Here is a 24,470-nt window from a genome sequence, read left to right as displayed (position 1 = left end):
CCCTAGCAGCAGCATGTCGATCGGACCCTCCAGGCTCTCCCCACCCTCGGCGTCGGACTTGCCCGCCTCACCGAGCAGGTTGCGCTGGGCGATGCTCCCGGTGGCCTGGCTGATCACGGCCTTGCTGCCGGCCAGGGCCGCTCCGCTGGTCACCATCAGCACCGCGCCGACCACGACGGTGATCCGGGCCCAGAGCGGGTCCTTGCGACGGCGCTTCTTCGCCGGCTTCGGCGGGTCGCCAGGGGGCTTCCCACCGCCGGAACGCTGCGACGGGATGGCCGCCGAGGCCTTGGCGGCCGCGCTCGGATGCGTCGATGCCGAGGATCGACGGCGGGTCTGAACCGGCATGCGTGCTCCAGTTCGCGTGATAAGAGGGGAGGGATCACTTTACGGATCCGGGCCCCTCGTGGCGAGTTCCCCCGGCGGCAATCTGCCGTTGTTCTTCCTGCTCGCCTCAATTAACTGGCCGAACGTACCGACGGATACGACCGGTCGGTGACCGGTGGCGCGGCGCGCACCCACGGTCACCGACCGACGATGACGTCTGTCGAAACGAATTCGAAACGGAACCGTCAACTACCGCCCGAGTCGGCGGGCTTCTCGTTGGCCTGCACCCACTCGGCCATGGTGTCCGCGGTGATGGCCTGGTACATCGCCAGAGCCTTCTCCCGGTCGGAGACCACCACCGACTCGCCGTTGATGGTCTCGCTGCCCGCGTGCGGGCTGGTCACGAAGGTGAGGTTCTCGCCGCGCAGATTGCGGAACTGCAGCGCCATGTCGGCCAGGGAGAAGCCCTGGTCCACGGTGACCGCGTCGGTCGTCGCCCGCAGGAACGCGTTCAGCTTGGGCGGGTTGGTCAGGGTGCCCGAGCTGGCGGCCTTGTCCATCAACGCGCGGAGGAACTCCTGCTGGTGACGCATTCGGGCGAAGTCACCGTCCGGGAACTGCTTGCGCTGCCGGATCCAGTCCAGGGCCTCGGCGCCGTTCATGTGGTTGGTGCCCTTCTCGAAGGTCCGGAACGGCTTGTGGATCGAGGTGGTGGTCCGCTCGACCTTCAGGTCGACCCCACCGAGGGCATCGGTGACCTGCTTGAAACCGGCGAAGTCGATGGCCATCACGTGGTCCAACCGGACATCGGTGAAGCACTCCACGGTGCGTACCGCCAGCGGCAGTCCACCGAATGCGAAGGCCGCGTTGATCTTGCCTCGGTTGCCCGATCCGCACTCCGCGTTGGCCGCCTCCGGGATCGGCACGTACAGGTCCCGGGGAATGGAGACCAGGTAGGCGGAGCGGTGGTCGGAGGGAATGTGCATCACGATGATCGTGTCGGCCCGCCACTTGCTCGCCTCTTCGACCGGGGCGTCCGGGTCCCGGGAGTCGCTGCCGACCAGCAGGATGTTCAGCGCACCGTCCACGGTCTTCGCCGGCCGGCCGCCGGTGATCTCGGAGAACGGGTCGGTGCGGGCCAGGTCGCTGTTGAGGCTGCGGGTGTAGAACCACGCCCCGCCCCCGCCGACCAGCGCCAGGACCAGCACGACCACCCCGACCACCAGGACGCCGCGCCGCCAGCGCGGCTGCCGACCGCGGGGGGCGGGGCCGGCCGGTCCGTCGGGTTGACGTGGCCCGCCCGGCCCACCCGGGCCGGCGCCCGCCGGGCCGTCGTCGTGCGACGGGTACCACTGGGCGGCCGGCCGGGACCGGCCGGCGCCCCGGGCCGGGCCGGGGACCGACGCGCGCCCGGCACCACGGTGCAGGTACGGAAGCGAATCACCGGCTGAGCTGGTCGCTGACATGTAACTCAGGGTACGTAGCGCGCGCCAGTATTGCCCTCAGGCGATGTACAGGTTGGCCTCGGCGAGTGTCGCGCCGGTCACCCCAGTCGCTGACGGAAGTGCTCGATGGTCCGCCGCAGCCCGTCCTCCGGGCCCACCGTCGGGGCGTATCCGAGCAGTTCCCGGGCGCGGGTGAGGTCCGGTCGGCGCTTCTCCGGATCGTCGGCACTCCGAGTGACGTAGGTCACCTCGGAGCTGCTGCCGGAGAGTGACACGATCAACTCAGCCAGTTGCCGCATGGTCAGCTCGTGCTCGGTGCCGCAGTTGACCGGGCCGGTCTCGGTCGAGTCGAGCAGCAGCAGGATGCCCCGCACCAGGTCGTCGACGAAACAGATCGAGCGGGTCTGGTTCCCCGTACCGTGCACGGTGATCGGCTCACCGCGCAGCGCCTGGGAGATGAAGGTGGGGATGGCCCGACCGTCGTCCGGGCGCATCCGCGGCCCGTACGTGTTGAAGATCCGGACGATCGCCGCGTCCAGCCCCCGGTACCGGTGGTAGGCCATGGTGGCCGCCTCGGAGAACCGCTTGGCCTCGTCGTAGACGCTGCGTACCCCGATCGGGTTGACGTTGCCCCAGTACGTCTCCGGTTGCGGGTGCTCCAGCGGATCGCCGTACGCCTCGCTGGTGGAGGCCATCAGGAACCGGGCACCGTCGGCGACCGCGCGCTCCAGCAGGTGCAGGGTGCCGACCGAACCGACCCGCAGGATCTCCACCGGCAGGGTGGCGAAGTCGGTCGGGCTGGCCGGCGAGGCCATGTGCAGGATGGCGTCGAAGCGCTCGGCCAGGGCCGGGTGGTCGGTCGGCAGCCCGTCGGAGATGTCCGCCTCGACCAGCGTGAAGCCCGGCCGGTCGACCAGGTGGGCGACGTTCTCCTTGGACCCGGTGACGAAGTTGTCGAGCACCACCACCGCGCAGCCCCGGGCGACGAGCGAGTCGACCAGGTGCGACGGCACGAAACCGGCCCCCCCGGTGACGAGGACACGATGACCGGTACCGAAGCGCGGAGCAACCTTCATACCCGCACCCTACCGATAAAGGAAGGGCCCCCTGTTAACGCCTGGCGTATAGCAGGGGACCCCTCTCACCGTCGGCTCGAGTGGCGCGGACAGGGTGCCGGTGAACTGCGACCGGCGGGCCGGCCGGGGCGCGGCCAGGTCCGGCTCAGTGCGCGCCGGCGCCGGTAAGCGAGCGCACCTCCAACTCCGCGTACTTGTCCTCGTCGTGCTCCTTGGAGATGACGGTGCCGATCCAGCCGCAGAGGAAACCGAACGGGATGGAGAGGATGCCCGGGTTGGACAGCGGGAACCACTGCCAGTCGTGATCCGGGAACATCGCCGTCGGCGCGCCGGAGACCACCGGTGAGAAGAACACCAGCAGCACCGCCGCCAGCAGACCGCCGTAGATCGACCAGACCGCGCCCGAGGTGTTGAACCGCTTCCAGAACAGGCTGTACAGGATCGCCGGCAGGTTGCCGGAGGCGGCCACCGCGAAGGCCAGCGCCACCAGGAAGGCCACGTTCAGGTTCTGCGCGAAGATCGACAGTACGATGGCGACCGCGCCGATGACGAAGGCCGAGATCCGCGCGACGTTCACCTCCTGCCGCTCGGACGCCTCGCCCCGCTTGATCACGTTGGCGTAGAAGTCGTGCGCCAGGCTGGACGAGGAGGCCAGGGTCAGCCCGGCCACCACCGCCAGGATGGTGGCGAAGGCGACCGCCGCGATGATCGCCAGCATGGCCGCGCCACCGATGTCCCCGCCGAAGAAGTCGATGCCCAGCCGCTCGGCGAGCTGCGGCGCCGCCGTGTTGCCGGCCTTGTCCTGCGCGACGATTGCCTCGCTGCCGACCAGCGCCGCCGCGCCGAAGCCGAGGGCCAGGGTGAACAGGTAGAACGTGCCGATGATGCCGATCGCCCAGAGCACGCTCTTGCGGGCGGCCTTGGCGGTGGGCACGGTGTAGAACCGGATCAGGATGTGCGGTAGGCCGGCCGTGCCGAGCACCAGCGCGATGCCGAGCGAGAGCAGGTCCACCTTGTTGTAGAACGTCTGCGTCGCGTTGCCGGCGACCTCCACGCCGTACCGCAGCCCGGGTTCCAGGAATGCGGTGCCCTGACCCGACGAGGCCGCCGCGTCGCCGAGCAGCGCGGAGAGGTTGAAGTTGTACTTGGCCAACACCAGGATGGTCATCAGCAGCGTGCCACCCATCAGCAGCACCGCCTTGACGATCTGCACGTAGGTGGTGCCCTTCATCCCGCCGACCGTGACGTAGATGATCATCAGTGCGCCGACCAGCACGATCGTGGCGACCTTGGCGGTGTCGGCGCCCATGCCGAGGAACGTGGTCCCCGGCCGGATGCCGAGCAGCAGCGCCACCAACGCGCCCGCCCCGACCATCTGGGCCAGCAGGTAGAAGATCGACACCGTGATGGTGGAGACCGCCGCCGCCGTCCGCACCGGACGCTGCCGCATCCGGAACGCCAGCACGTCGGCCATGGTGTACCGGCCGGAGTTCCGCAGCAGCTCCGCCACCAGCAGCAACGCGACCAACCAGGCGACCAGGAAGCCGATCGAGTAGAGGAAGCCGTCGTAGCCGTACAGGGCGATCAGGCCGGCGATGCCGAGGAACGAGGCGGCCGACATGTAGTCGCCGCCGATGGCCAGACCGTTCTGGAAGCCGGTGAAGGACCGGCCGCCGGCGTAGAAGTCCGTCGCCGTCTTGGTCTGCCGGCTGGCCCAGATGGTGATCGCCAGGGTGCCGGCCACCAGCAGCAGGAACAGCGTGATGGTCAGCGTACGGGCGGTACCACCGCCGCTGGCCTCCGCCGCGAAGAGTGCGCTCACGACTCACCTCCGGTGAGCTCGCCGCGGATCTTGTCGGCGATCGGGTCGATCTTCCGGTCGGCGTACCGCGAGTAGAACCAGGCGATCAGGAACGTCGAGACGAACTGGAGCAGGCCGAAGATCAGCGCCACGTTGATGTTGGTGCCGAACAGTTTCGTGCCCATGAAGCCCCGGGCGTACGCGGAGAGAATGACGTAGAGCGCGTACCACAGGAAGAACGCGACGGTCATCGGGAAGACGAAGCCGCGCAGCGCGCGACGCAACCCGGCGAACTCGTCCGACCGTTGTACGGCGAGGTACCGCTCGGGCCCGTGGGGGGCCGAAGCGGGTGTGTCCGTGGACATCTGTGGATCACCACCTTCACAGGCGTGGGGGTTTGGGCGACCGTAGGAAGCGCACCGCCCTACCGGATAGGCCCAGATCGGTACCGGTCGACGGCTGCGCCGAACGGCCGACTAGCTGCGCCCAGTGACCCACGTCACCCCGCCGAACGGTCCCCCCCGTGCAAGGAAGGGCCCCTTGTTAACGCTTCCGGTATAGCAGGGCACCCTTCTCACCTCGCCGGCTCATCCCCCGCCCGCCGCCGAACGTCAGCCCCCGCAGCCCGCAGCCCGCAGCCCGCAGCCCGCAGCCCGCAGCCCGCAGCCCGCAGCCCGCAGCCCGCAGCCCGCAGCCCGCAGCCCGCAGCCCGCAGCCCGCAGCCCGCAGCCCGCAGCCCGCAGCCCGCAGCCCGTTGCTGGGCGGGTGACGGCGGCAGGCATGTCCGATGCTGTCGAGGGCGGTCAGTCCTTCAGGGTGTGGTAGCGGCCTCGGTAATGCAGCAGGGGTGCGGTCTCCTCGGCCAGTTCCACTGTCTCGATCGTGGCCTCCACCAGCAGGCCCCAGCCGTATTCGCGGGCGACGTCCAGGCGGCACCCCGCCCAGCCACCGGCGTCGGCCGGCACCGGCCCGTACGACGTTTCGGTCCACTCGCCGGTGGCGAAGAGGCCACCCGGGGCCGGGAAGAGGCCGGCGAAACGGTCGGCGAGTTGCCGGTGTGGCGGGCCCAACTGGGCAACCGCGAACCGACCGGAATCCTCGACCGCCGCCCACAGGTCCGACTCCGGATCGATCAGCCCGAGCAGCCGGTTCGGCTCGCCCTCGGCGACCAGCGTGGACGATACGGTCAGCCCGGCCGGGCCGGGCGCCGTCCAGAGGGTGACCGGGGCGGCCAGCCGCCCCCGCAACCGCCGGACCGGCGAGCGGTCACCGACGGGTACGGCGAAGGGGTCGGTGTGGTGGATCTCGGCACCCGGCTCATGATTCACGTGAAACATTGTGCCGCGCCGGACTGGGGCACGAAGCTAACCGTGACTCTCCGGCTGTTGAGCGGGCCCGGAGAGGGATTCCCGGGCGGCGGCGAGCACCTGCTCGTCGGCGCAGCCGGCGGCGTACCCGGTGATTCTCCGGCGGATGTCCCGGCCGAGCAGCCAGACCCCGACCCGGTCGGCGATCGGGCGCAGGAACGCCGGCCGGCAGCGGAAGCTGTACCGCCAGGTGGCGAGCGTGGTGTCCGGTTCGGGGCCGGGGGCGAACCGCCAGCCACCGGCGAACATCTCGAAGAACCACGGCCCCCGGATCATCTTCATCCCGACGTTGGTCGGCGGGGCGAAGGAGACGTACTCGCTGACCATGGTCAGCCCGTGCCGGGAGCGGGTGAAGGTACGCACCCCCTTGCCGGGGCGGGTGGCACCGTCGACGAAGTGCTGTTCCCGGACGAAGGGATCCCAGCGGTACCGCACCGGCGCGACCGTCTGCGACACGGCGAAGGCCAGCTCGGGGGCCACGGGAACGGTGATCACCGACTCGACGACAGGCATCGCCCCATTGTGCGCCCGCCACCCATGGCCGGCCCGAGCGAGTCGGCTCAGCCGCCGGTGCCCTCCGGGGCGTGGTCGGGGGTGAAGGCGCCGCCGTCCTGACCGGTGTCGAGGTAGACGTGCTGGTGGCCGTGGCCCGCGTCGATGTTGATCTGGTCGAGCTGGGTCGCGGCCACCGACCAGGTGGTGGCGGCGAGGGTCGCCTGCCGGACCGCGATGTCGGTGAGCGCCTTGCGGTTGGCCGCCGGTGACTCCGCCGCCAGGGCGTACGCGTCCACCGCCACGGCGGCCTGGTCGACGGCGCTGCGCAGCCCACCGCGGGCGACGTTGGTGGCGGTGCTGCCGGACGGCGGGTTGGCGAACGGCTCGGCGACCGTACGCATGGTCTGCTGCCACTGGCGGGCCTGCGCCGGGTCGGGTGCCGGTCCGTCCGGCCGCAGCGCGGTGAGGATGGGCGAGAGCTGGTCGCGGGTCTGCCGGGCCAGCGCGGTGAGGTCGGCGATCTGCTGTACGTCGCGTTCGGTCTCGGCGCGTCGCAGGTCGGCGATGCTGGCCTCGGTGGCATCCGGTCGTCCCACGCCGTAGCCGATGCCACCGCCCAGCAGGACCGCCGCCGCGACGAGCCCCACGCCGACCGCGACGAGACGTCGCCGGTTGTCGGGGCGGGCCAGCAGGTAGGAAGGCTTACCGGTCCGGCGCGACATCGTGCCTCCTCGATCCGCCAGTCGATGGGGATGGAGTGTACCCATCCTCAGCGGCGTGGGGTCACCGTCGCGAGCAGCTCCGGCATCCGGCGGTCCAGAACGTCTCCGGCCAGGTACGCGCCGAGCCACGCCGCGCCCACCCCGTACGCCACGCCGACCGGTAGCGCGAACCAGTACCAGGCGTCGCCGAGCAGGACGGCGGCGACCAGCATCGGGATCGCCACGACCGCCGAGACGATCATCGACACCAGGGTGAGCATGCTGCGGGCGATCCCCGCGCCGGTGTTCATCGCGAACGGGTTGCTCGTTTCCGGCAGCGAGTACGCGCCCAGCACCGACAGGAAGGAGTTGACCGCCAGCCCGCCGCCGTAGGTGGCGAAGAGGACGCCCAACGTCAGGCCGATCCAGGCCGGCTCACCCAGCACCAGCACCATGACGGCCGAGAGCGCCCCCAGCAGCGGCACCACGTAGGCCGAGAAGGCCACCATCCGGGCCTGCAACTCGACCCGGCCGGGCACCCCGGCGACCACGTTCGCCGCGTACGCGCTGCCGTCGAAACCGAACTGGTTGGCGAGCGTCACCGCGGCCAGCACCCCGACGAAGACCATCGACACGCTTGCCGTCAGCGGTGAGGTCGGACCGGCGGAGCTGAACCCCTGCTCGCTGTCGAAGACGAAACCGGCGCCGCCAACGTTGATCATCACCGGCACGAAGATCCCGACCATCACGAGGGTGATCAGGTTGGCCCGGCGGCGGGCGTCCCGCCACCAGTACCGGCACTCGCGGGCCACCAGCGCACCGAACCGGGTCCGCCCGAGCCAGCCCAGCGGCCGGGGAAACAGCCGGGCCACGGCGGTGCCGGCCGGGCCACGGCGGGCCGGGGCGGCACCGGCGCTGGCCGTACCGGTCATCGCCGACTCCAACGACCGGGACCACCAGAGCAACAGTGCCGCGACGCTCACCCCGGTGATCAGCAACTTCAGCGCGGCGGCCCAGGCCCGTCCCTCGGCCACCTCGATGCCGGCGCTCCACGGTGCGCCGAGCGGGGTCCAGCCGACCACCCGGGCGATCCCCAGCAGCCGGTCCCAGTCCGCGTCGCGTAGCGCGGCGGTGAGCGCGAGCTGGATCGGGGCGAGCATGGCCGCCAGCACCGCGAGCAGGACGGCCGCCAGGTCACGGACCCGACGGGACCGGAGCATGGTGGCGAACGCGCTGGTCAACGCCCGACTGCCGGCGACGCAGAGCAACAACCCGGAGAGCACCCCGAGTACGCAGACCACGGCCGCCGCCCAGCCGCCGAGCAGGCCGGCGGTGAGCACCAGCCCGGCGAACGCGACAAGCGCCGCCACCATCGGCACGCTGACCAGGGCGGCGGCGCAGAGCCCGGTGACCAGGGTCCGCCGGCTCAGCGGCAGCAGCGCGAACCGGGCCGGGTCGAGCGTCTCGTCCACCCCGAAGAAGACCAGCGGCAGGACCAGCCAGCCCAGGGTCACCAGGCCGCCGCCGAGCGCACCGGCCAGGATCGCGTACCGGCCGCCGTCGGCCAGGCCGGGCGCGGCGAACAGGAAGAAGCCACCCACCGCGAACCAGAGACCGAAGAACACCCCGAGTACGAACAGCGCCACGCGCCAGCTCTGGCCTCGGAGATTGTTCCTGGTCACCCGCAGCTTCAGCCGGACGAAGTGTCGGGCCCGGACCGGCCGGAGGTGTTCGGTGGGCGCGACGACCGGCGGGGTGGTCACCGGGACAGCCACGCCAACTCCTCACCCGTCGCGGTCCGACCACCGACCACCTCGACGAAGACGTCCTCCAGCGCCCGGCCGGCGCGTACCTCGTCGATGGTGCCGACCCGCTTGATCACCCCGTCGGCGAGGATCGCCACGTGCGAGCAGAGCCGCTCGACGACCTCCATGACGTGGCTGGAGAAGACCACCGTCCCGCCACCGGTGACGTACCGGTGCAGGATGTCGCGGATCAGCGCGGCGGAGACCGGGTCGACCGCCTCGAACGGCTCGTCCAGTACCAGCAGCCGGGGGCCGTGCAGCAGCGCGCAGGCCAGGCCGATCTTCTTCTTCATGCCGGCCGAGTAGTCGACCACCAGCGTCCGGCCGGCGTCGCCGAGCGCGAGGACGTCCAGCAGCTCGGCCGCGCGCCGGTCCACCACCGCCGGGTCCATGCCGCGCAACAAGCCGTGGTACGCCAGCAGCTCCGCCCCGTCGAGCCGGTCGAAGAGGCGTACCCCGTCGGGCATCACGCCGAGTAGTTGCTTGGCGCGTACCGGGTCGGTCCAGACGTCGTACCCGAGCACCTGGGCCTGGCCACCGTCGGGGCGCAGCAGGCCGACGGCCATCGACAGGGTGGTGGTCTTGCCCGCGCCGTTCGGGCCGAGCAGGCCGTAGAACGACCCGGTCGGCACGTCCAGGTCGACGCCGGCGACCGCCACCTTGCTGTCGAACCGCTTGACCAGCCCGCGCAGCGCGAGCGCCCGGTGCTCCTCAGTCATGCCTGCGACCCTAGCCCGCGACCGCCACCGGCTGATCCCGCCGCGGTACGACCTGTGTCTCCTCCCCAGGCAGGAGCTTCGTCCGCCCCGGTGGGCGGTGAGAGGGGTGCCCCGCTATACGAAAAGCGTTAACAGGGGGCCCTTCCTTACAGGCGGAGGGCTTCGGGGGTGTGGAGGCGGAGCATGATGGTGGCGACGTCGGTGGGGGCATGGCGGCGGGTGAGCATCGACACCGCGATCATCACCGAGAAGGCCAGCGGCACCGTCCAGGCGGCGGGCTGGGCGACGAGCGTGGCCGGCCAGCCCGACAGCGGTGGGCCGAGCACGGTGACCAGGGCGGCGGTGATCGCCGCGCCGCCACCGGCGAGCACTCCGGCGGTGGCGCCCAGGTCGGTCAGGCCGCGCCACCAGATGCCGAGCACCAGCAGCGGGCAGAAGCTGGACGCGGCTACCGCGAAGGCCAGCCCGACCACCTGCGACACGTCCAGCCCGGAGACGTTCAGCGCCAGCGCGGCCGGGATCCCACCGGCGATCACCGTGGCGAGCCGGAAGTCGCGCACCGAGCCGCGGCCCAGCACGTCGGTCCAGATCACCCCGGCGACGCTGGTGAGCAGGCCGGACGAGGTGGAGAGGAAGGCCGCGAACGCCCCGGCGGCGACCAGCGCGGCGAGCAGCCGGCCGGTGGTGCCGTCGCCGAGGGCCGCCCCGGGCAGCAGCACCACCACGGCGTCGCGCCGACCACCGGGATGCCGGCGGCCCGGACCCGGTCCAGCACACCATGGGTGTACGCGGACACCGTGTCGTCGCTGCGTACCAACGTCCCGTCGAGGTCGGTGGCGATCAGTTTGGGTAGTCCCGGGCGGGTCATGGCTCCTCCTTCGCCCGCCGCCGTCGGGCCCGGTCGTCCGGTCGTCGGTGCCTCCGATCCTCCAACGGCGGGCAGCAACCGTACCTCGGTGAACCGGTCGCAACCATGGCTTCCGCGCGAATCGGGCACCAACCCGCGGCGACCACCCGGTGACCACCTGACCAGCCACTGCCCCGCACTCCGTCCGCCCGTCCTCCGCTGCCCCTGCCCCGCCACCCGTGGGGCTGCTCCCCTACGTGCCTGAAAGATCCTGTGCGGCGGGCGCCGGGGTGCGGTGGGGTGGGTGTCGGGGTGGGATGGTGCGGTCAGGCTGGGGGTTCGGGGCGGGCGAACGGGACGGCGGGTCCGACGGTGAGGTCGGCCGGAGCGGGCAGCTCGTCGTCGTCCGGTTGCGGGCGGTCCCGGCGACCAGGCCACCGCCATCCGGGGCTGTCGGTCGGTGCCTCGGTGGCCTGGCCGCTGAGCTGTAGCGCCGCCACGAGCAGGAGGCAGCCGACGAAGGCCATCACCAGGCCGCGACCGTACTCGACCTGGAAGCCGTCCTCGGGGGAGTAGAAGAGGGTGCGCTGGCTCGGCTCGTCGAGCGAGAAGGCCGTGGCCACCAGCAGCGCCAGCAGCGCTCCGGTGAGCGCCAACCCGGCCAACCGGGCGTTGGGCCGTACCGCCGGGGTGCCGGCCAGCGCGAGGACCACCACAGCGCTCAGCACCAGCAGGCCGACCAGGTAACCGGCCCCGAAGCCGCCGACCTCGGAGACGTTGCCGGGCACCCGCAGGACCGTGTCCGCCCCGGGGCCGCTGTCCGGCACGGTCATCACCAGCCACTCGCCGACCAGCGAGGCCATCGCGGCAACCGCGCCCAACCCGGCCAGCACCGGCGGTAGCCGTCGGTCCCGGCCAAGGCCGGCGAGCGTACGCCCGAAACGACCCGACGACGGTGCCGCCGGCTCGTCCGGTCCCCATTCCAGGACGGCCGGCCCGTCGGAGCGGTCGTTCTGCCGGGGAACGGGAAGATCCTGGGACATCGGCCACCCTTCCGCCTGCGCGAGCCTGAGCCGTCGGTGGACCCGCGTTGCCGCTGGACCCGGCCGTGCCGGGGCTGGACCCGGCCGTCGGCCTCCCGCCGAATCATGACACAACCGGCGGTCGCCGGCCGGGTCCCGACCCTCCGACGCCCTGGCCCGCGGATGTCGTACCTGCCGGTGTCGTGGCCCGCCCGTGGCGGGCGGGGCGGACCGGCGGGCGGGCACCGAGTCGGTGGGACGGTCGCCGCTGGACCCGGCGTCGGTTAGCGTCGGGGAATGCCTATCCGTACCGCATCCGCACAGTGGCAGGGCACCCTCACCGAGGGGTCCGGGACCATCAGCACCGGCAAGGGCGGCCTCGCCGGGAACTACTCGTTCAAGTCGCGCTTCGAGGAGGGCGAGGGGACCAACCCCGAGGAGTTGATCGGCGCGGCCCACGCCGGTTGTTTCTCGATGGCGCTCAGCAAGGGGCTGGCCGACGCCGGCTCGCCGGCCACCTCGGTGCAGACCACCGCCAAGGTCCACCTGGACAAGACCGACGCCGGTATGACGGTCACCCGGATCGACCTGGAGACGGTCGGCCAGGTGCCGGGCCTCGACGAGGCCCAGTTCACCAAGCTCGCCGAGGCCGCCAAGGAGAACTGCCCGATCTCGCGGCTGCTCTCTCCGGGCGCGCAGATCAGTCTCAGCGCGCGCCTCGCCGCCTGACGTACACCGCTTTCTGTTCGACGGGCACCCGGCCGCCCCGCCTCCGGGCGGGCGGTCGGGCATCCCTCGACCTCGCCACCCCGGCCGGCCCTTGCTCCCGTCCGGCCGCTGCCCCGCCGGCCGACCCGGCGAAGCCTGGCCGTCGCCTGACGAACCCGCCCGGTCCCCGGCATCGGTCGCCGCCCGGCGTTCCGGCCCGGCTGCCGGCAGAATGGACGACGTGCCCGTCGAGATGAGCCGAGAACGTTTCGAGGAACTGGTAGGTGAGGCGCTCGACGAGGTGCCCGAGGAACTGCTCGGGTTGATGAGCAACGTGGTGATCCTGGTGGAGGACGACTCGCCACCGGGCGAGCCGGAGCTGCTCGGCCTCTACGAGGGCCACGCCCTCACCGACCGGGGCTGGGACTACGCCGGGGTGCTGCCGGACCGGATCTTCATCTACCGCCGACCGATCCTGCGGATCTGCGACTCCGACGAAGACGTCGTCGAGGAGGTGGCGGTGACCGTGGTGCACGAGATCGCCCACCACTTCGGCATCGACGACGAGCGGCTGCACGAGCTGGGCTGGGGCTGACCTGCTGCCGGTTCGGCGGATGCCGGCCGGTTGCGGCGCTGACCTACCTTCACAGGCAGGTACGCGAATCAGGAGGCACCTTCACCATGCGCAGCGAGCTGTTCTCCGCGGAGAACCTGGAGAGGGAGTCCGCGCAGCCCGGTATGCGGCTGCAGAACTCCAAGATGTTGAAGATCGCCCTCAACGGGGAGACGATGGCCCGGGTCGGGTCGATGGTCGCCTATCAGGGGCAGATGCAGTTCCAGGCGCTCGGCTCCGGCGGGCTCGGCAAGTTCCTCAAGCAGAAACTCACCGGCGAGGGTGTCCCGCTGATGAAGGTCACCGGCGTGGGTGACCTCTTCCTCGCCGACTTCGCCAAGGACGTGCACATCATCGACCTGGAGCCGGGGGACGCGCTCTCCATCAACGGCTCCAGCGTGCTGGCCTTCGACTCCGGCCTGCAGTACGACGTCCGGATGGTCGGCGGGGCCGGGATGGCGTCGTCCGGCCTGTTCAACTGCGTCTTCACCGGGCACGGCCGGATCGCCATCACCACCAAGGGCACCCCGGTGGTGCTCAGTGTCGACGCACCCACCTACGTCGACCCGCAGGCGGCGGTCTGCTGGTCGGCCAGCCTGCAGACCGGCTACCACCGGGCCGAGCAGCTCGGGCTGGGCACCCTGCTCGGCCGGCGTACCGGTGAGGCTTTCACGATGAGTTTCGCCGGGCAGGGGTTCGTGGTGGTGCAGCCCTCCGAGGAGGCACCGGTGACCGGCAGCGGCCAGCAGGAGCAGCGCGGCGGCCTCGGCAGCCTCCTCAGCTGAGCGGTAGGGAAGGGCCCCCGGTCAACGCTTCCGGTAGCGCAGGGGCCCCCTCTTAACCCGGCCCGCGCGTTAACCCGGCCCGCGCGGTGCCTCACTCGCCGGTGCGTAGCCGGGCCAGCCAGGCCGCCGCATCGGTGTAGTCGGCGTCGGAGAGACCGGCCGGGGCCGGCACCGGCCGGTCTTCGTCCGTCGCGGTCCAGCGGTGCCGGGGGTACGAGCCGAGGAAGCGTACGTCCGCGCAGACCCGACGCAGCCCCTGCAGCGCCTCACCGAGCCGGGCGTCCGCCACGTGCCCGGCACAGTCGAGGAAGAAGACGTACCGGCCCAGGGCCTCCCCGGTGGGGCGGGACTCGATCCGGGTCAGGTTCACCCCGCGGACGGCCAACTCCATCAGCACCGACAGCAGCGCGCCCACCCGGTCGTGGGCGATGTAGACCGCCAGCGAGGTGAGGTCGTCGCCGGTGGCCGGTGGTGGTGGGCCGGGGCGGGAGACGAGGGCGAACCGGGTGACCGCGTCCGGATGGTCGGCGATCTTGTCGGCCATCACGGCCAGCCGGTGCCGGGCCGCCCCGATCGGGGCGCAGATCGCCGCGTCGTACTCGCCGGTGGCCGCGCCGGCTGCCGCCGCGCCGTTGGAGAGGACGTCCACGACCACCGCGTCCGGCAGGTACGTGCGCAGCCACCGCCGGCACTGGGTGGAGGCCTGGGGGTGGGCCGCCACGGCGCGTACCGAGGTCAGTGGGGTGGCGGTGCGGGCGGCGAGAACGAAGTCCACCGGCAGGACCACCTCGCGGGTGATCAGCAACGGTTCCCCCTCGGCCAGCTCGTCGAGGGTCACCCCGACCACCCCGCCGATCGAGTTCTCCAGCGGCACCAGGGCCGCGTCGGCGTCGCCGCTGCGAACGTTCTCCAGCGCCTCGGGCACACTGCGGGCGGGCGTCCGGGTGCCGTGTTCGGCAGCGGGGACGGTGCGCAGCGCCTGCTCGGCGAAGGTGCCTTCGGGGCCGAGGTAGACGAAACGGGTCGGCGGTGTTCCGGGCATGTCGACAGCCTACGCACCTGGTTCGCCGGGACAGGCCAGCGTCCGGATGCCGGCCGGGGCGGTGGCCCGTACCTCGGCGGAGCAGACGTCGGTGCCGGCGGTGACCAGCTCCGGCGCGTTCGACCTGCCCCGGGTGACGACCTGGAGCTCCTCGTGTCCGGTCACGTCCAGCACCGTGTAGTGCCAGTCGTCAGCGCAGAGCGGTCCGGTGCGTACCCGGGTCTGGACCCTGTCGGGCAGCACTGCCGCCGGACCCCGCAGCAGCGCGATCACCCGGCTGCCGGTGGGCCCGTCGGCGCAGGCCGTGGCGACCGGGCCGAGGCCGGTCGGGCCCGGTGCCGGGCCGGGCAGGCCACCGACGGCGCCGGGACCACCGGGCACGCCCGGCAGCACCGGGCCCGCCGTCCCGCCCGGCAACACCGGCTGACCCGGCAACACCGTCCCCGGCAGCATCGGCTGACCGGGCAACACTGGCTGACCCGGCGCCGCCGTCCCTTCCGGCAGCACCGTTCCGGCCGGGGCGGGACCGGCGGCCGGATCGGTGGGTACGGCGCTGGGCGCCGACACGGTCGGCCTCGGTGCGCTCGACCGCTGCAGCTCGGGCGGGGTGCCACAGGCGGCCAGCGGTACGGCGGCGAGCAGCGCGACCCCGACGAGGTACCGGGGGCGGCGCGGTGGGTTGGGCGGCACGAGCCGATCCTTGTATCGATGGGCATGGCTGTGGTCGGGTGGCTCAGCTCATCGTAGGAGGCATCCGGCCCCCGGTGAAGGAGCGGACGGGCGTCAGACCTCGGAGAGGAAGGTGAGCGAGCCGGCGACCACGCTGCCGGTGAGCACCGGCGTGGAGATGGCGTCCACTGTCGCGTCCGGCGCGCCGGCGGCGGCCTGGATGCGCAGCAGTCCCCGGGCCAGCCGGCCGGAGTGCAGGGCCAGCAGCGGTGGGATCTTGTCGGTGTCCTGCTCGGTCAGCTCACCCCGGTACGCGGTGAAGTCGAGCAGCCGGAGGCCACCGTCGAGCAGCGGCAGGCCGATCACGTCCTCCGGTCGGCCGAGGCAGAGCAGCCGGCAGCCGGACGACGAGACAGCCACCACCCTGGTCTCAGCGTCGATCAGCAGGCAGGGCTCGGCCGCGTGTGAGACGGTGGCCGCCCACCTGTGGAGGCTGTCGTACTCCGGCTCGTCGGCCCGTACGGTCGGCACGAAGGCTTCCGAGAGCGAGAGTTCGACGTGGGCCACCGCGCCTCCTAGGTACACCGCCGGTCCGTCCACGCTAGCCGGTCGTCGTGCTTCCCGCCCGGCCACGCCGGAGCGCTGCCGGGTCGCCGGTGGAGCCGGACACCCGAACGCGGACGGCGTGGACGGAGGGACGAGACAGCTCGGTGGAACGGGCCACGTGGCGTCGCCCGAGACGTTACCGGCGGTTGGCCGCCTTGTCAGCGGCCGTTCGGCCCTCGTCGTACCACCGGTAGTCGGCGGCGGGACGGTACGTGCCGTTCAGCCAGGTCCCGGGATGCTGCGCGACCTGGGACAGCTTGTCGGCGGTGGCCGGACTGATCCGGTTGCCCCCGGCCACGAGGAGCCGGTCCAGCTCCCGGTGGGTCGCCATCAGACAGTCCTTCGGCAGGCCGTAGACGCTGATGACGCCGGAGCCGACGAAGGTCAGCACCGGCGTCACCGGGATGGGCAGCCCGACCGCGTCGGAGAGCGCCTTGCTGGCCCGCTTGGCGTCCCGCCGGGTCTCCTGGACGTACGCCGGACGCTTGCCGTTGATCTGCACCACGTCCCCGGCGACCAGCACCCGGGCCCGGCCGTGGTCGGCGATGGTGATCGCGAAGAGCCCGCTCGGCCCGATGGCGAGGTAACCCGCACGCTCGTCGTGGCCGTGGTCGAGCAGCAGGTCGGACACGTCCGTCCGGGGCCACTCGACGACATGCCAGGAGGGCCCGAGATGGTCGAGCTGCCCGAGCGCACGGGCCCCGGCGGCCTCCAGCCGGCGCGCACCGCGCTCGGCCCGGCGGCGACGAGCCCACTCCATGGGTGTCGGTCGAGCCGCTCCCAGCAGACCGGGGGACTCGCCCCGGGGCTGGGAGGCATCGGCGGGCGGCAGCGCCCGACCGGTGGGTACGGCTCGTCGTGCGGGAAAGACAGTCATCGCGACCTCCGGCAAAAGGTCCCTCGAAGTTATGTCCCCACTACCCTACGTCGCCAGGGGCGGTGGTCGGCAAGTCGGAGCGCCGGAGTGAGTGCGGATGAATGCCGTATTCATCCACGGTTCTTTTTCCGCATGCCGTCAATCCCTGCCTACCCTGCCATGGTGACTCACTACGTGGACAGCGAAGTCGGCGTGCTCGGCACGGTCATCCTGCACCGGCCGGGACCGGAACTCGCCCGGCTCACCCCCCGGAACAACGACTCGCTGCTGTTCGACGCCATCCCATGGGTGGGCAGGGCGCAGGAGGAGCATGACGCCTTCGCCGCCGCGCTGCGCGGTCGGGGGGTGGAGGTGCTGTATCTCGCCGACCTCTTGGCCGAGACACTCGCGGTCGCCGACGCCCGCAGTCACCTCACCGAGCAGGTGCTCGTTTCGCCCCGGCTCGGTGACGCCCTACGCCGCCGGACCGCCGAGCAGCTGGCCTATCTGGACCCCGCCGCCCTCGCCGACGTGCTCATCGCCGGGCTCGCCCACGAGGAACTGCGGATCAGCCCGGAGCGCCCCGGCGGCCTGGTCTACAGCCTGCTGGACCGGCACGACTTCGTCATCGACCCGCTGCCCAACCTGCTCTTCACCCGGGACTCCGCGGTCTGGGTAGGCGACCGGGTGGCGGTCACCAGCCTGGCCATGCCGGCCCGCCGCCGGGAGAGCACGCTCACCGACGCGATCTACCGGCACCACCCCCGGTTCGTCGGCACCGAACTCGTCTACCACCCCGGGCTGGAACACCTGGAAGGCGGTGACGTGCTGCTCATGGCCCCCGGGGTGCTCGCCGTCGGGGTGGGCGAACGGACCACGCCGGCCGGAGCGGAACGCCTCGCCCGACAGGTCTTCGCCGCCGACCTGGCCCACACCATGCTGGTGGTCCCGATCGCCCAGGAGCGGGCCACCATGCACCTGGACACGGTCTGCACCATGGTCGACGTGGACGCCGTGCTGATGTACCCGAACGTGGCGGACACGCTGGCGGCGTACACGGTGGTGGCGGAGCCCGACGGCGAGCCGCGGGTGAGCGGCCCGGCACCGTTCCTGCGCGCCGCCGCCGACGCGATGGGCCTGGACCGGCTCCGGGTCATCGACACCGGTCTGGACCCGGTCACCGCCGAGCGGGAGCAGTGGGACGACGGCAACAACACCCTCGCCCTGGCGCCCCGGCTCTGTGTCGGCTACGAACGCAATGTCGAGACCAACGCCCAGCTCGAACGGGCCGGCATCGAGGTGATCCGGATCGCCGGCTCCGAATTGGGCTCCGGCCGGGGCGGCCCCCGCTGCATGTCCTGCCCCGTCACCCGCGACCCCCTCCCAGGTGTAAGGAAGGGCCCCTTCCTATCGCCTTCTGATGTACAGGGGGCCCTTCCTTACCCCTCAGCGGAGGGTTAGTTGGCGGCCTACCAGGCCCTGCCTCGCCCGGCGGCCCGCGGGGTCCAGGGGCGTCGGGTCGGCCAGTGCCTCGGCGTACCGCTTGGCGAACTGCGTCACCGGGTCCTCCCACTCGGCGGCCGGCACGTCCGGGGGCAGGTCCCAGACCGGCGTCAGGCGACCGTGCGCGCGGAACATGCCGGCGAAGCGGGTGTGGTCGCCGAGGGTCAGGGTGCCGGCCGCGCCGAGGCGGGCCAGGGTGTCCAGGGCGGCGTCCTCGTCGTCGGGCAGCACCCACCGCACGTGCGCCTTCTCCGGCACCTGGCACCAGTACGCGGCCCGCGCCGCCGAGAGCCGCACGGTGGGGTAGACGGCGGCATTGGCGCGCTCCAGCGACGCCTGCACGGTCGGGTTCCCGGCGGCCTCCGGCTCCAGCCAGAACTCGAAGCCCTCGTGCATGCTGATCTCCAGCGGGGCGTCGACGAGGACGTCCTGCAGACGCGGTCCCTCGCCGGGCATCGGGGGCACCTGGACCGGCTGACCCGGCTCGGTACGCAGCGCGCAGAGCAGCGCCTCGGCCAGGTCCCGGGAGACGTCGCCGGACTGCTGGTGCCGCTGGAGGCCGACGAAGACCTGACCGTCCGCCCGGCTCATCGCCGGTGCGGCCATCGGCAGCACGGTGGCCAGGACCACCGGGCGGTCGCCGTGCTCGGCCACCATGTCCTCGGTGAGCCGCAGCGGCGCGGAGGCGGCCGGCACCAGCTCACGCAGGGCGATCCATTCCGGCTCGTCGACCAACCCCTCGAAGGGCCGGGGTACGAAGACGTCGCGTACCTTGGTGCGCTTCGGGCTGGCCTCGCCGGCCCGCTGACTCTTTCGACGCTTGCTCACGCCGAGAGAGCCTAGACGACCCGACGACCAGGCCCGGACGACCAGGCCCGGCCCGGTCCGGCGACCAAGCCCGACCCGACCCGGGCGACCAGGCCCGGCTCAGGTGGGGACCAAGTCTCCCCGGGCGGCGGTGGCGGGCTCGAAGTCGGCCCAGACGCTCTGGCCCAGGCCGTCGCGGTCCACGCCCCACCGGGTCGACAGTCCGGCCACGATGTGCAGCCCCCGGCCGCCCACCGCGTCCGGCCCGGCCACCCGCAGCCGCGGGCCGTCGGCGGAACCGCCGTCGGTGACCCGCAACTGGACGCGTACCCCGTGCGGGGTCGACCAGAGCCGCCAGGCGACCCGGACCACCCCGCCGGGCAGCGCGTCGGCGTGCCGGACCGCGTTGCCTACCAGTTCGGCCAGGACGGCTACCAGGTCGGGCAGGAGCAGCGGGGGTACGACGTCGACGAGCTCGTCGGCCAACCGGCGCCGGGCCAACCGGGCGCCGACGGCATGGTGCGGCACCACCACGCACCACGAACGCTCGGTCCGTCCCGTTTCCACGGTCGCCCTCTCACCCTGTCGCCGCACCGGTCACCCGCGCGGCAGCCGCACCTCTGCGACCGTACCGCCCCCGGCTCGAGGGCGGAGTGATACCCACCCATTCTGCTGTTCCACGATCTGCCGGACGAGATAGAGGCCCAGCCCGGCACCGGGATACCGACGCCGGTCACCGGACTCGCCCTGCCAGAACCGTTCGAAGGCCCGTTCCACGTGTTCGGGGCGGATGCCGATGCCCCGGTCGCTGACCCGGAACGCGACCGTCTGCTCGTCGGCGTCGGCGGTGATCTCGATAGGTGCGCCGGGCAGGGAGTACTTGCCCGCGTTGGTGCTCAGCTCGGTCAGCACGGTGGCCAGGTTCTGCCGGAACCCGCAGGCCCTGGGCAGGTCGGCGGGCAGGTCGAGGCGGAGCCGCTCGCGGATCTCGGCGGGCAGGTCGGCGACCGCGTCCCGTAGGGCCGCACCGAGGTCGAACCGGGCGGGTGGCTCCGCGCCGGGGGCGGCCTCGGCGGCCGAGGAGAGCAGCCGGTCGACCAGTCGGGCCAGCTCGTTGGCGCGTTGACCGATGACCAGGGCGGCCTGCCGACGATCGGTGTCGGTGAGCGAGTCCCAGTGGTTGCAGAGGGTGTCCGCGTACCCCTTGATCACGGTGACCGGGGTGCGCAGTTCGTGGCTGGTCACCGCCACGAACAACTCGCGGTCCCGGTCCCGCCGCTGCTGGTCGGTGATGTCGCGGAAGGTGACCACCCGCAGGTTGCCCGGCCCCGGCAGCTCACCCGAGTTGATCTTCAGCCAGCGGCCGTCGGGCAGCCGGTGGTCCAGCGCCCGGCCGGGCGGCGGCAACGGGAACGGCAGCGGACGGTTGAGCGCCTCGGCGGCGGAGTGGCCGGTGACCTGCGTGGCTGCCGGGTTCCAGAGCCGTACCCGGCCGTCCGGGTCGACCACCGCGAGACCGTCGGCCAGCGCCGCCACCACCGGCCCCTCGGTGTGTACGGGCAGCCCGTTGCGATCGCCGTACAGGTGCGCGACGCAGGCGGCCAGGTACCCGACGACCGCCCGCTCGGTGGCGTCCAGGGAATCCCGCGCCTCCGGGTAGAGCACGTGCAGGCTGCCCACGGTCACCCCACCGAGTTCGGCCCGGCCGACGACCATCCACCGCAGGCCCCGCTCGGCCAGCTCACCCGCGAGGTGACCGGGCAGGTGGGTCATCCGGACCTGCTGGACGCTGGGGCCGGTGAGCAGGCAGACGGTGGCCGGATCGGAGGCCGGCAGTGGTCGGCCGAGGGTCCACTCGCTGGCCCCGGTCGCGGCGATCACCCGGCCGCCCTGCGGGGTGAACTCCACGAAGGCCATGCCCGCCGCGCCGAGGGCCGGCTGGACCTCCTGGAGCAGCCGGGTGAGGGCGGGCAGGGCGGCGGAACCCGAGTTGAGCATCTCCAGTGCGGTGCGTTGGCCGGTGATGAGGGCGGTGAGATCGGTGTGCTCCGGCATGCTGTGAGTGTGCCCGGTCGGAGAGGCACCGGGCACCCCCCGGTTCACCTGCCGAGGCGGGCGAGGGTGTGCGCGGGCCGGTCGGTGATCAGCCCGTCCACCCCGGCGGCGAGGCCAGGTCGAGATCGGCCGGTTCGTTGACCGTCCAGACGTACACTGGTGGCGGCCGCCCGCAGCGCCGGCACCAGCCACGGGCGGGTACGCAGCAGCTCGACGTTGGGGCCGGCGATCCGGGTGCCGAACGGCAGGTGTCCCCGGCGCAGCCAGCGCGGCGGCAGGTCCATCAGCAGCACGGTGGGCAGCCGCGGTGCCAGCGCCCGGACCCGGCGCACGGCCAGCAGGGAGAAGGACATCACGGTGACCCGTACCGGATCGTCGGGGCCCGGCTCGGTCAGGCCGTACCGGCGTAGCAGGGCGACCAGCCGGCGTTCGACGTCACGCCCGTACGGGAGGGTGTTTGGTCTCGATCAGCAACCGGACCGGGCGGCCGGCGGCCAGCACGGCGTCGAGCAGCCGTTGCAGGGTCAACAGCCGGGTGTGCGACTCGTCCGGCGGCCCGGCGGGCCCGCAGCCGGGATGCCAGGAGCCGAAGTCCAACCGGTCCAGCTCGGCGAGGGTGCGGGCACTGACCAGGCCGTGACCGTTGCTGGTCCGGTCCAGCCGACGGTCGTGGACACAGACCAGATGTCCGTCGCGGGACAGCCGACGTCGCACTCCAGGCCGTCGGCGCCGTCGGCCAACGCCCGCAGGTACGCGGCCAGGGTGTGTTCCGGCAGGTCGGCGGAGGAGCGCGGTGCGCGAAGACCAGTGGTTCGGCCATGACGTCGGTGGCCCTAGAGCACCCGCCGGGTCGCCCGTCGGAGTCGACCACCGGTCGTCCGGCGGTGGCCCACTCGCCCATCCCGCCGACCACGTTGCGCACCTGGTCCCAACCGTTGTCATCAGGTACGCCACCACCTGTGCCGAGCGACCACCGGAGCGGCAGATCACCGCCACCTCGCGGTCGGTGGGGACGTCGGCGAGCCGGGTAGGCAGCTCCATCATGGGCAGGTGATGGGCCTGTGGGGCGTGGCCGGCCGCCCATCGTCGTCCTCCCGGACGTCGAGCAGGTAGGTTCGTCGGCGATCTCGGTCACGGGCATCGTGGGTACCTGGGTCCGAACACGGGTACCAACCTAGATCCTCGTCCGGTCGATCCGGCGGAGGCCGGGCGGAACGGTACGGAGGTCACAGCTTGCTGACCCAGCGTGGTTGGCGGCGGCCCACCCGTCGAGCTGTTCGTCCCGCAGTGCGGCGAACAGTCCGGTGCCGCCGTCGTCGAGCACGACGTAGGAGACCTCGTCGATGGTCTGCGGGGAGGACGGGATCTGCACGCGTGCAGGGGCGTCGGCCGGCAGCGCGCGGAGCGCGAAGAGCAGGTCCTGCAGGGGTACGCCGTTGGTGTCCACGGTCAGCGCGCTGCCCACCGCCCGGAGTACCCGGTCCAGCTTGACCGGATCGCGGCGCAGGTCGGTCTGGCCGGCCCGCTCCAACATCGCCCGCAGGAGCTGCTGCTGGTGGTGCTGCCGGTCGTAGTCGCCCCGGGGCAGGTCGTAGCGCTGCCGGACGTAGTCCAGCGCCTGCCGGCCGTCCATCTGCTGGCAGCCGGGGCGGAAGACCGTGCCGGTGTGGATCGAGCGGACCTCGGTGTCCACGCACATCCGGACCCCGCCGAGCAGGTCGATGACGGTCCGGAAGCCGGCGAAGTCGATGAGCGCCGCGCCGTCGAAGCGCAGTCCGGTGAGCCGGGTCAGGGTCGCCGACAGCAGCCGGGCACCCGGTTGACCGCCGCCGCCGTGTTCGTACGCGGCATTGATCTTGTCTTCCCCACCGGTGAAGCCGCCGCCGGGTGGGGATCGTGACCAGCAGATCCCGGGGTACGGAGATCAGGTACGCCTGGCGCAGCCCGGCCGGCACGTGCACGATGAGGATGCTGTCCGAGCGCTGCGCGGGGTTGTCGTCGCCGGGTCGCCGGTCGGAGCCGACGAGCAGGTAGTTCAGCGGGCCGTCGAGGCTGGTGCCGTCGAGCCGGGCGGTCGGGTCGAGCAGCTGCTCCCGGAGCACCGTCCGTTCGTACCGGTCGCCGAGCAGGCGCAGCCCGACGACCGCGACCCCGGCGAGCAGGACCAGGACGAGCCCGGCGCCGAGTAGGATCCGCGCCCAGCGGGGCGCCCGTCGTCGCCCGGCCCGGCGCCGGGGTCCGGTCTGTGCCGCCCTGGACGTGGCGCCCACCTCCGTAGCCTGACGTGAATACCTCTCACGTCAGGCTACGGAGACGTCCTGCCTGATCAGTGGCGTTCGGGGAAACTACTTCCGGGTGGAGAGCATCGCCGGGTTGGTGTAGATGAACTCGCCCAGCTCGTCCCTGCGTACCGCCTGGAACATCTCCAGGGTCTGCGGGCTGAGCGTCTCCCGGCCGTTGGCGTTGCCGTGGAAGTTGCCGCCGTTGGTGCGCAGCATGGTCAACTCGTTGCCGGTGACCCCCCGCATGGTGAAGACCAGGTCGGGCAGGGAGGCCTTGCCGGTGTCGAGGATGAACGCCTTGCCGGCCGCCTTGGTCAGCTGTTGCAGCTTGACCGGGTTGGAGAGGATGCCCTTCTCGGTGGCCTTACGGGCCATCGCCTTGATCAGCTGCTGCTGGTTCTGCTGGCGGTCGTAGTCGCCGTTCTTCAGCCCGTAGCGCTGCCGGGAGTAGTCCAGCGCGGCCCAGCCCTCCATCTCCCGGCAGCCCTTCTTGTGCACCACCGGGGTACGGGCCTTGCCGGTCTTCTTCGCGTCCGCGTTCCACATCGGCTTGTCGTCCACGTACGACATGTGGGCCGACTTGACCTCCTGGCTGACGCAGATCCGCACGGTGCCGAGGGCGTCGATGACGCTCTTGAAGCCGCCGAAGTTGATGATCGCCGCGCCGTCGAAGCTGACCCCGGTCATCTTCTTGATCGTCTGGGCCATCAACTGGGCCCCGCCCTCCCAGCCGCCGCCGTTGCGGGCGCCGGCCTGGAAGGCCGCGTTGATCTTGTCGGTGCCGCCGGGGTAACCGCTCTTGCTGAACTCCGGGATCTCCGCCTCGGTGTCCCGGGGGATGGAGATCAGGTACGCCTGGTCGTGGCTGGCGGGGATGTGCAGCACGATGATGCTGTCCGCCCGGACGTCGTCGGCGGCCCAGCGCTCCCGGGCGTCCAC

The 24,470-nt window shown here is 72.0% G+C and carries 24 protein-coding genes and 6 pseudogenes; 5 read left to right on the top strand and 25 right to left on the bottom strand.

Going from position 1 to position 24,470, the window contains the following annotated elements; genetic code table 11:
* The 13 genes and pseudogenes from GA0070617_RS30290 to GA0070617_RS00080 form a co-directional block, all read right to left on the bottom strand.
* Positions 1-348: pseudogene (locus GA0070617_RS30290) on the bottom strand (LCP family protein); the annotation flags it as partial.
* A 224-nt stretch (positions 349-572) separates the two neighbouring features.
* A complete protein-coding gene (locus tag GA0070617_RS00130) occupies positions 573-1,793 on the bottom strand; it encodes an LCP family protein (protein ID WP_091432293.1) in 1,221 nt (406 codons plus the stop codon).
* A 77-nt stretch (positions 1,794-1,870) separates the two neighbouring features.
* A complete protein-coding gene (locus GA0070617_RS00125) occupies positions 1,871-2,848 on the bottom strand; it encodes an NAD-dependent epimerase/dehydratase family protein (RefSeq protein ID WP_091432290.1) in 978 nt (325 codons plus the stop codon).
* Between the two features lie 145 nt (positions 2,849-2,993).
* Positions 2,994-4,670, bottom strand: a complete 1,677-nt coding sequence (locus GA0070617_RS00120) for a solute symporter family protein (protein WP_091432286.1) — start codon at positions 4,668-4,670, stop codon at positions 2,994-2,996.
* Positions 4,667-5,014 carry a DUF485 domain-containing protein gene (locus GA0070617_RS00115; RefSeq protein WP_091432283.1) on the bottom strand — a complete coding sequence of 116 codons (348 nt, stop codon included), beginning with the start codon at positions 5,012-5,014 and terminating at the stop codon, positions 4,667-4,669. The genes GA0070617_RS00120 and GA0070617_RS00115 overlap by 4 nt, the downstream gene beginning before the upstream one ends.
* A gap of 438 nt (positions 5,015-5,452) precedes the next feature.
* Positions 5,453-6,007: pseudogene (locus GA0070617_RS00110) on the bottom strand (flavin reductase family protein); the annotation flags it as partial.
* Between the two features lie 6 nt (positions 6,008-6,013).
* The gene (locus tag GA0070617_RS00105; protein WP_091432277.1) at positions 6,014-6,529 is read right to left on the bottom strand and encodes an SRPBCC family protein; all 516 of its coding nucleotides are present in this window, start codon (positions 6,527-6,529) and stop codon (positions 6,014-6,016) included.
* A gap of 47 nt (positions 6,530-6,576) precedes the next feature.
* On the bottom strand, positions 6,577-7,233 hold the full coding sequence (locus GA0070617_RS00100; protein ID WP_091432274.1) for a hypothetical protein: 657 nt from the start codon (positions 7,231-7,233) through the stop codon (positions 6,577-6,579).
* A 47-nt stretch (positions 7,234-7,280) separates the two neighbouring features.
* Entirely contained in the window at positions 7,281-8,987 is a 1,707-nt protein-coding gene (locus GA0070617_RS00095; protein WP_373868332.1) for an ABC transporter permease, read from the bottom strand.
* Positions 8,972-9,736, bottom strand: coding sequence for an ABC transporter ATP-binding protein (locus tag GA0070617_RS00090; protein ID WP_091432269.1), 765 nt, complete (start codon positions 9,734-9,736; stop codon positions 8,972-8,974). Before GA0070617_RS00090 ends, GA0070617_RS00095 begins: the two co-directional genes overlap by 16 nt.
* 146 nt (positions 9,737-9,882) lie before the next feature.
* Positions 9,883-10,476 (bottom strand): annotated as a pseudogene (locus GA0070617_RS00085) (sodium:solute symporter family transporter); the annotation flags it as partial.
* A pseudogene (locus GA0070617_RS29485) lies at positions 10,464-10,604 on the bottom strand (HAD family hydrolase); the annotation flags it as partial. The pseudogenes GA0070617_RS00085 and GA0070617_RS29485, both read right to left, overlap by 13 nt.
* Positions 10,605-10,909: 305 nt before the next feature.
* A complete protein-coding gene (locus tag GA0070617_RS00080) occupies positions 10,910-11,626 on the bottom strand; it encodes a hypothetical protein (protein ID WP_091432266.1) in 717 nt (238 codons plus the stop codon).
* Positions 11,627-11,902: 276 nt separating this feature from the next.
* On the opposite strand from GA0070617_RS00080, the gene GA0070617_RS00075 reads away from it, so the two are divergent.
* From GA0070617_RS00075 to GA0070617_RS00065, 3 genes are all read left to right on the top strand, one after another.
* Positions 11,903-12,334 carry an OsmC family protein gene (locus GA0070617_RS00075; protein WP_091432263.1) on the top strand — a complete coding sequence of 144 codons (432 nt, stop codon included), beginning with the start codon at positions 11,903-11,905 and terminating at the stop codon, positions 12,332-12,334.
* A gap of 211 nt (positions 12,335-12,545) precedes the next feature.
* Positions 12,546-12,908 (top strand): metallopeptidase family protein, encoded by a 363-nt coding sequence (locus GA0070617_RS00070; RefSeq protein WP_175440377.1) that lies wholly within the window; start codon positions 12,546-12,548, stop codon positions 12,906-12,908.
* Between the two features lie 86 nt (positions 12,909-12,994).
* The gene (locus GA0070617_RS00065; RefSeq protein WP_091432260.1) at positions 12,995-13,711 is read left to right on the top strand and encodes an AIM24 family protein; all 717 of its coding nucleotides are present in this window, start codon (positions 12,995-12,997) and stop codon (positions 13,709-13,711) included.
* A 91-nt stretch (positions 13,712-13,802) separates the two neighbouring features.
* On the opposite strand, the gene pheA is transcribed toward GA0070617_RS00065, so the two are convergent.
* The 4 genes from pheA to GA0070617_RS00045 form a co-directional block, all read right to left on the bottom strand.
* Positions 13,803-14,753 carry a prephenate dehydratase gene (gene pheA / locus GA0070617_RS00060; protein WP_091432257.1) on the bottom strand — a complete coding sequence of 317 codons (951 nt, stop codon included), beginning with the start codon at positions 14,751-14,753 and terminating at the stop codon, positions 13,803-13,805.
* A 9-nt stretch (positions 14,754-14,762) separates the two neighbouring features.
* Entirely contained in the window at positions 14,763-15,443 is a 681-nt protein-coding gene (locus tag GA0070617_RS32275; protein WP_373868333.1) for a hypothetical protein, read from the bottom strand.
* 93 nt (positions 15,444-15,536) lie between these two features.
* Entirely contained in the window at positions 15,537-15,989 is a 453-nt protein-coding gene (locus tag GA0070617_RS00050) for a hypothetical protein (RefSeq protein ID WP_091432254.1), read from the bottom strand.
* A gap of 175 nt (positions 15,990-16,164) precedes the next feature.
* Positions 16,165-16,905, bottom strand: a complete 741-nt coding sequence (locus tag GA0070617_RS00045) for a hypothetical protein (RefSeq protein WP_091432300.1) — start codon at positions 16,903-16,905, stop codon at positions 16,165-16,167.
* A gap of 159 nt (positions 16,906-17,064) precedes the next feature.
* On the opposite strand from GA0070617_RS00045, the gene GA0070617_RS00040 reads away from it, so the two are divergent.
* The gene (locus tag GA0070617_RS00040; protein WP_091432250.1) at positions 17,065-18,345 is read left to right on the top strand and encodes an arginine deiminase; all 1,281 of its coding nucleotides are present in this window, start codon (positions 17,065-17,067) and stop codon (positions 18,343-18,345) included.
* Here GA0070617_RS00040 and GA0070617_RS00035 read toward each other — a convergent pair.
* The 7 genes and pseudogenes from GA0070617_RS00035 to GA0070617_RS32525 form a co-directional block, all read right to left on the bottom strand.
* The gene (locus tag GA0070617_RS00035) at positions 18,331-19,215 is read right to left on the bottom strand and encodes a DUF5926 family protein (RefSeq protein ID WP_091432247.1); all 885 of its coding nucleotides are present in this window, start codon (positions 19,213-19,215) and stop codon (positions 18,331-18,333) included. The two genes, GA0070617_RS00040 and GA0070617_RS00035, sit on opposite strands and share 15 nt — an antisense overlap.
* Before the next feature lie 99 nt (positions 19,216-19,314).
* Positions 19,315-19,728, bottom strand: coding sequence for an ATP-binding protein (locus GA0070617_RS00030; RefSeq protein ID WP_175440378.1), 414 nt, complete (start codon positions 19,726-19,728; stop codon positions 19,315-19,317).
* A gap of 63 nt (positions 19,729-19,791) precedes the next feature.
* Positions 19,792-21,249, bottom strand: a complete 1,458-nt coding sequence (locus GA0070617_RS00025) for a PAS domain-containing sensor histidine kinase (protein WP_091432244.1) — start codon at positions 21,247-21,249, stop codon at positions 19,792-19,794.
* A 44-nt stretch (positions 21,250-21,293) separates the two neighbouring features.
* A complete protein-coding gene (locus tag GA0070617_RS32110) occupies positions 21,294-21,602 on the bottom strand; it encodes a hypothetical protein (protein WP_342341777.1) in 309 nt (102 codons plus the stop codon).
* Between the two features lie 82 nt (positions 21,603-21,684).
* Positions 21,685-21,989, bottom strand: a pseudogene (locus GA0070617_RS32105) (glycerophosphodiester phosphodiesterase).
* Positions 21,990-22,093: 104 nt separating this feature from the next.
* Positions 22,094-22,413 (bottom strand): annotated as a pseudogene (locus GA0070617_RS00015) (rhodanese-like domain-containing protein); the annotation flags it as partial.
* 10 nt (positions 22,414-22,423) lie between these two features.
* Entirely contained in the window at positions 22,424-23,056 is a 633-nt protein-coding gene (locus GA0070617_RS32525) for an LCP family protein (protein WP_483308192.1), read from the bottom strand.
* A gap of 64 nt (positions 23,057-23,120) precedes the next feature.
* Here GA0070617_RS32525 and GA0070617_RS32520 point away from each other — a divergent pair, with 64 nt between their 5' ends.
* Positions 23,121-23,438 carry a hypothetical protein gene (locus GA0070617_RS32520; RefSeq protein WP_483308191.1) on the top strand — a complete coding sequence of 106 codons (318 nt, stop codon included), beginning with the start codon at positions 23,121-23,123 and terminating at the stop codon, positions 23,436-23,438.
* 156 nt (positions 23,439-23,594) lie between these two features.
* On the opposite strand, the gene GA0070617_RS00005 is transcribed toward GA0070617_RS32520, so the two are convergent.
* On the bottom strand, positions 23,595-24,470 hold an 876-nt coding region (locus tag GA0070617_RS00005; RefSeq protein WP_139135538.1), incomplete at its 5' end, for an LCP family protein.

It is taken from the genome of Micromonospora yangpuensis (genome assembly GCF_900091615.1).
GTDB lineage: Bacteria > Actinomycetota > Actinomycetes > Mycobacteriales > Micromonosporaceae > Micromonospora > Micromonospora yangpuensis.
Note: the sequence above shows the minus strand (reverse complement) of the source record. Positions and strands in the feature narration are given on the sequence as shown.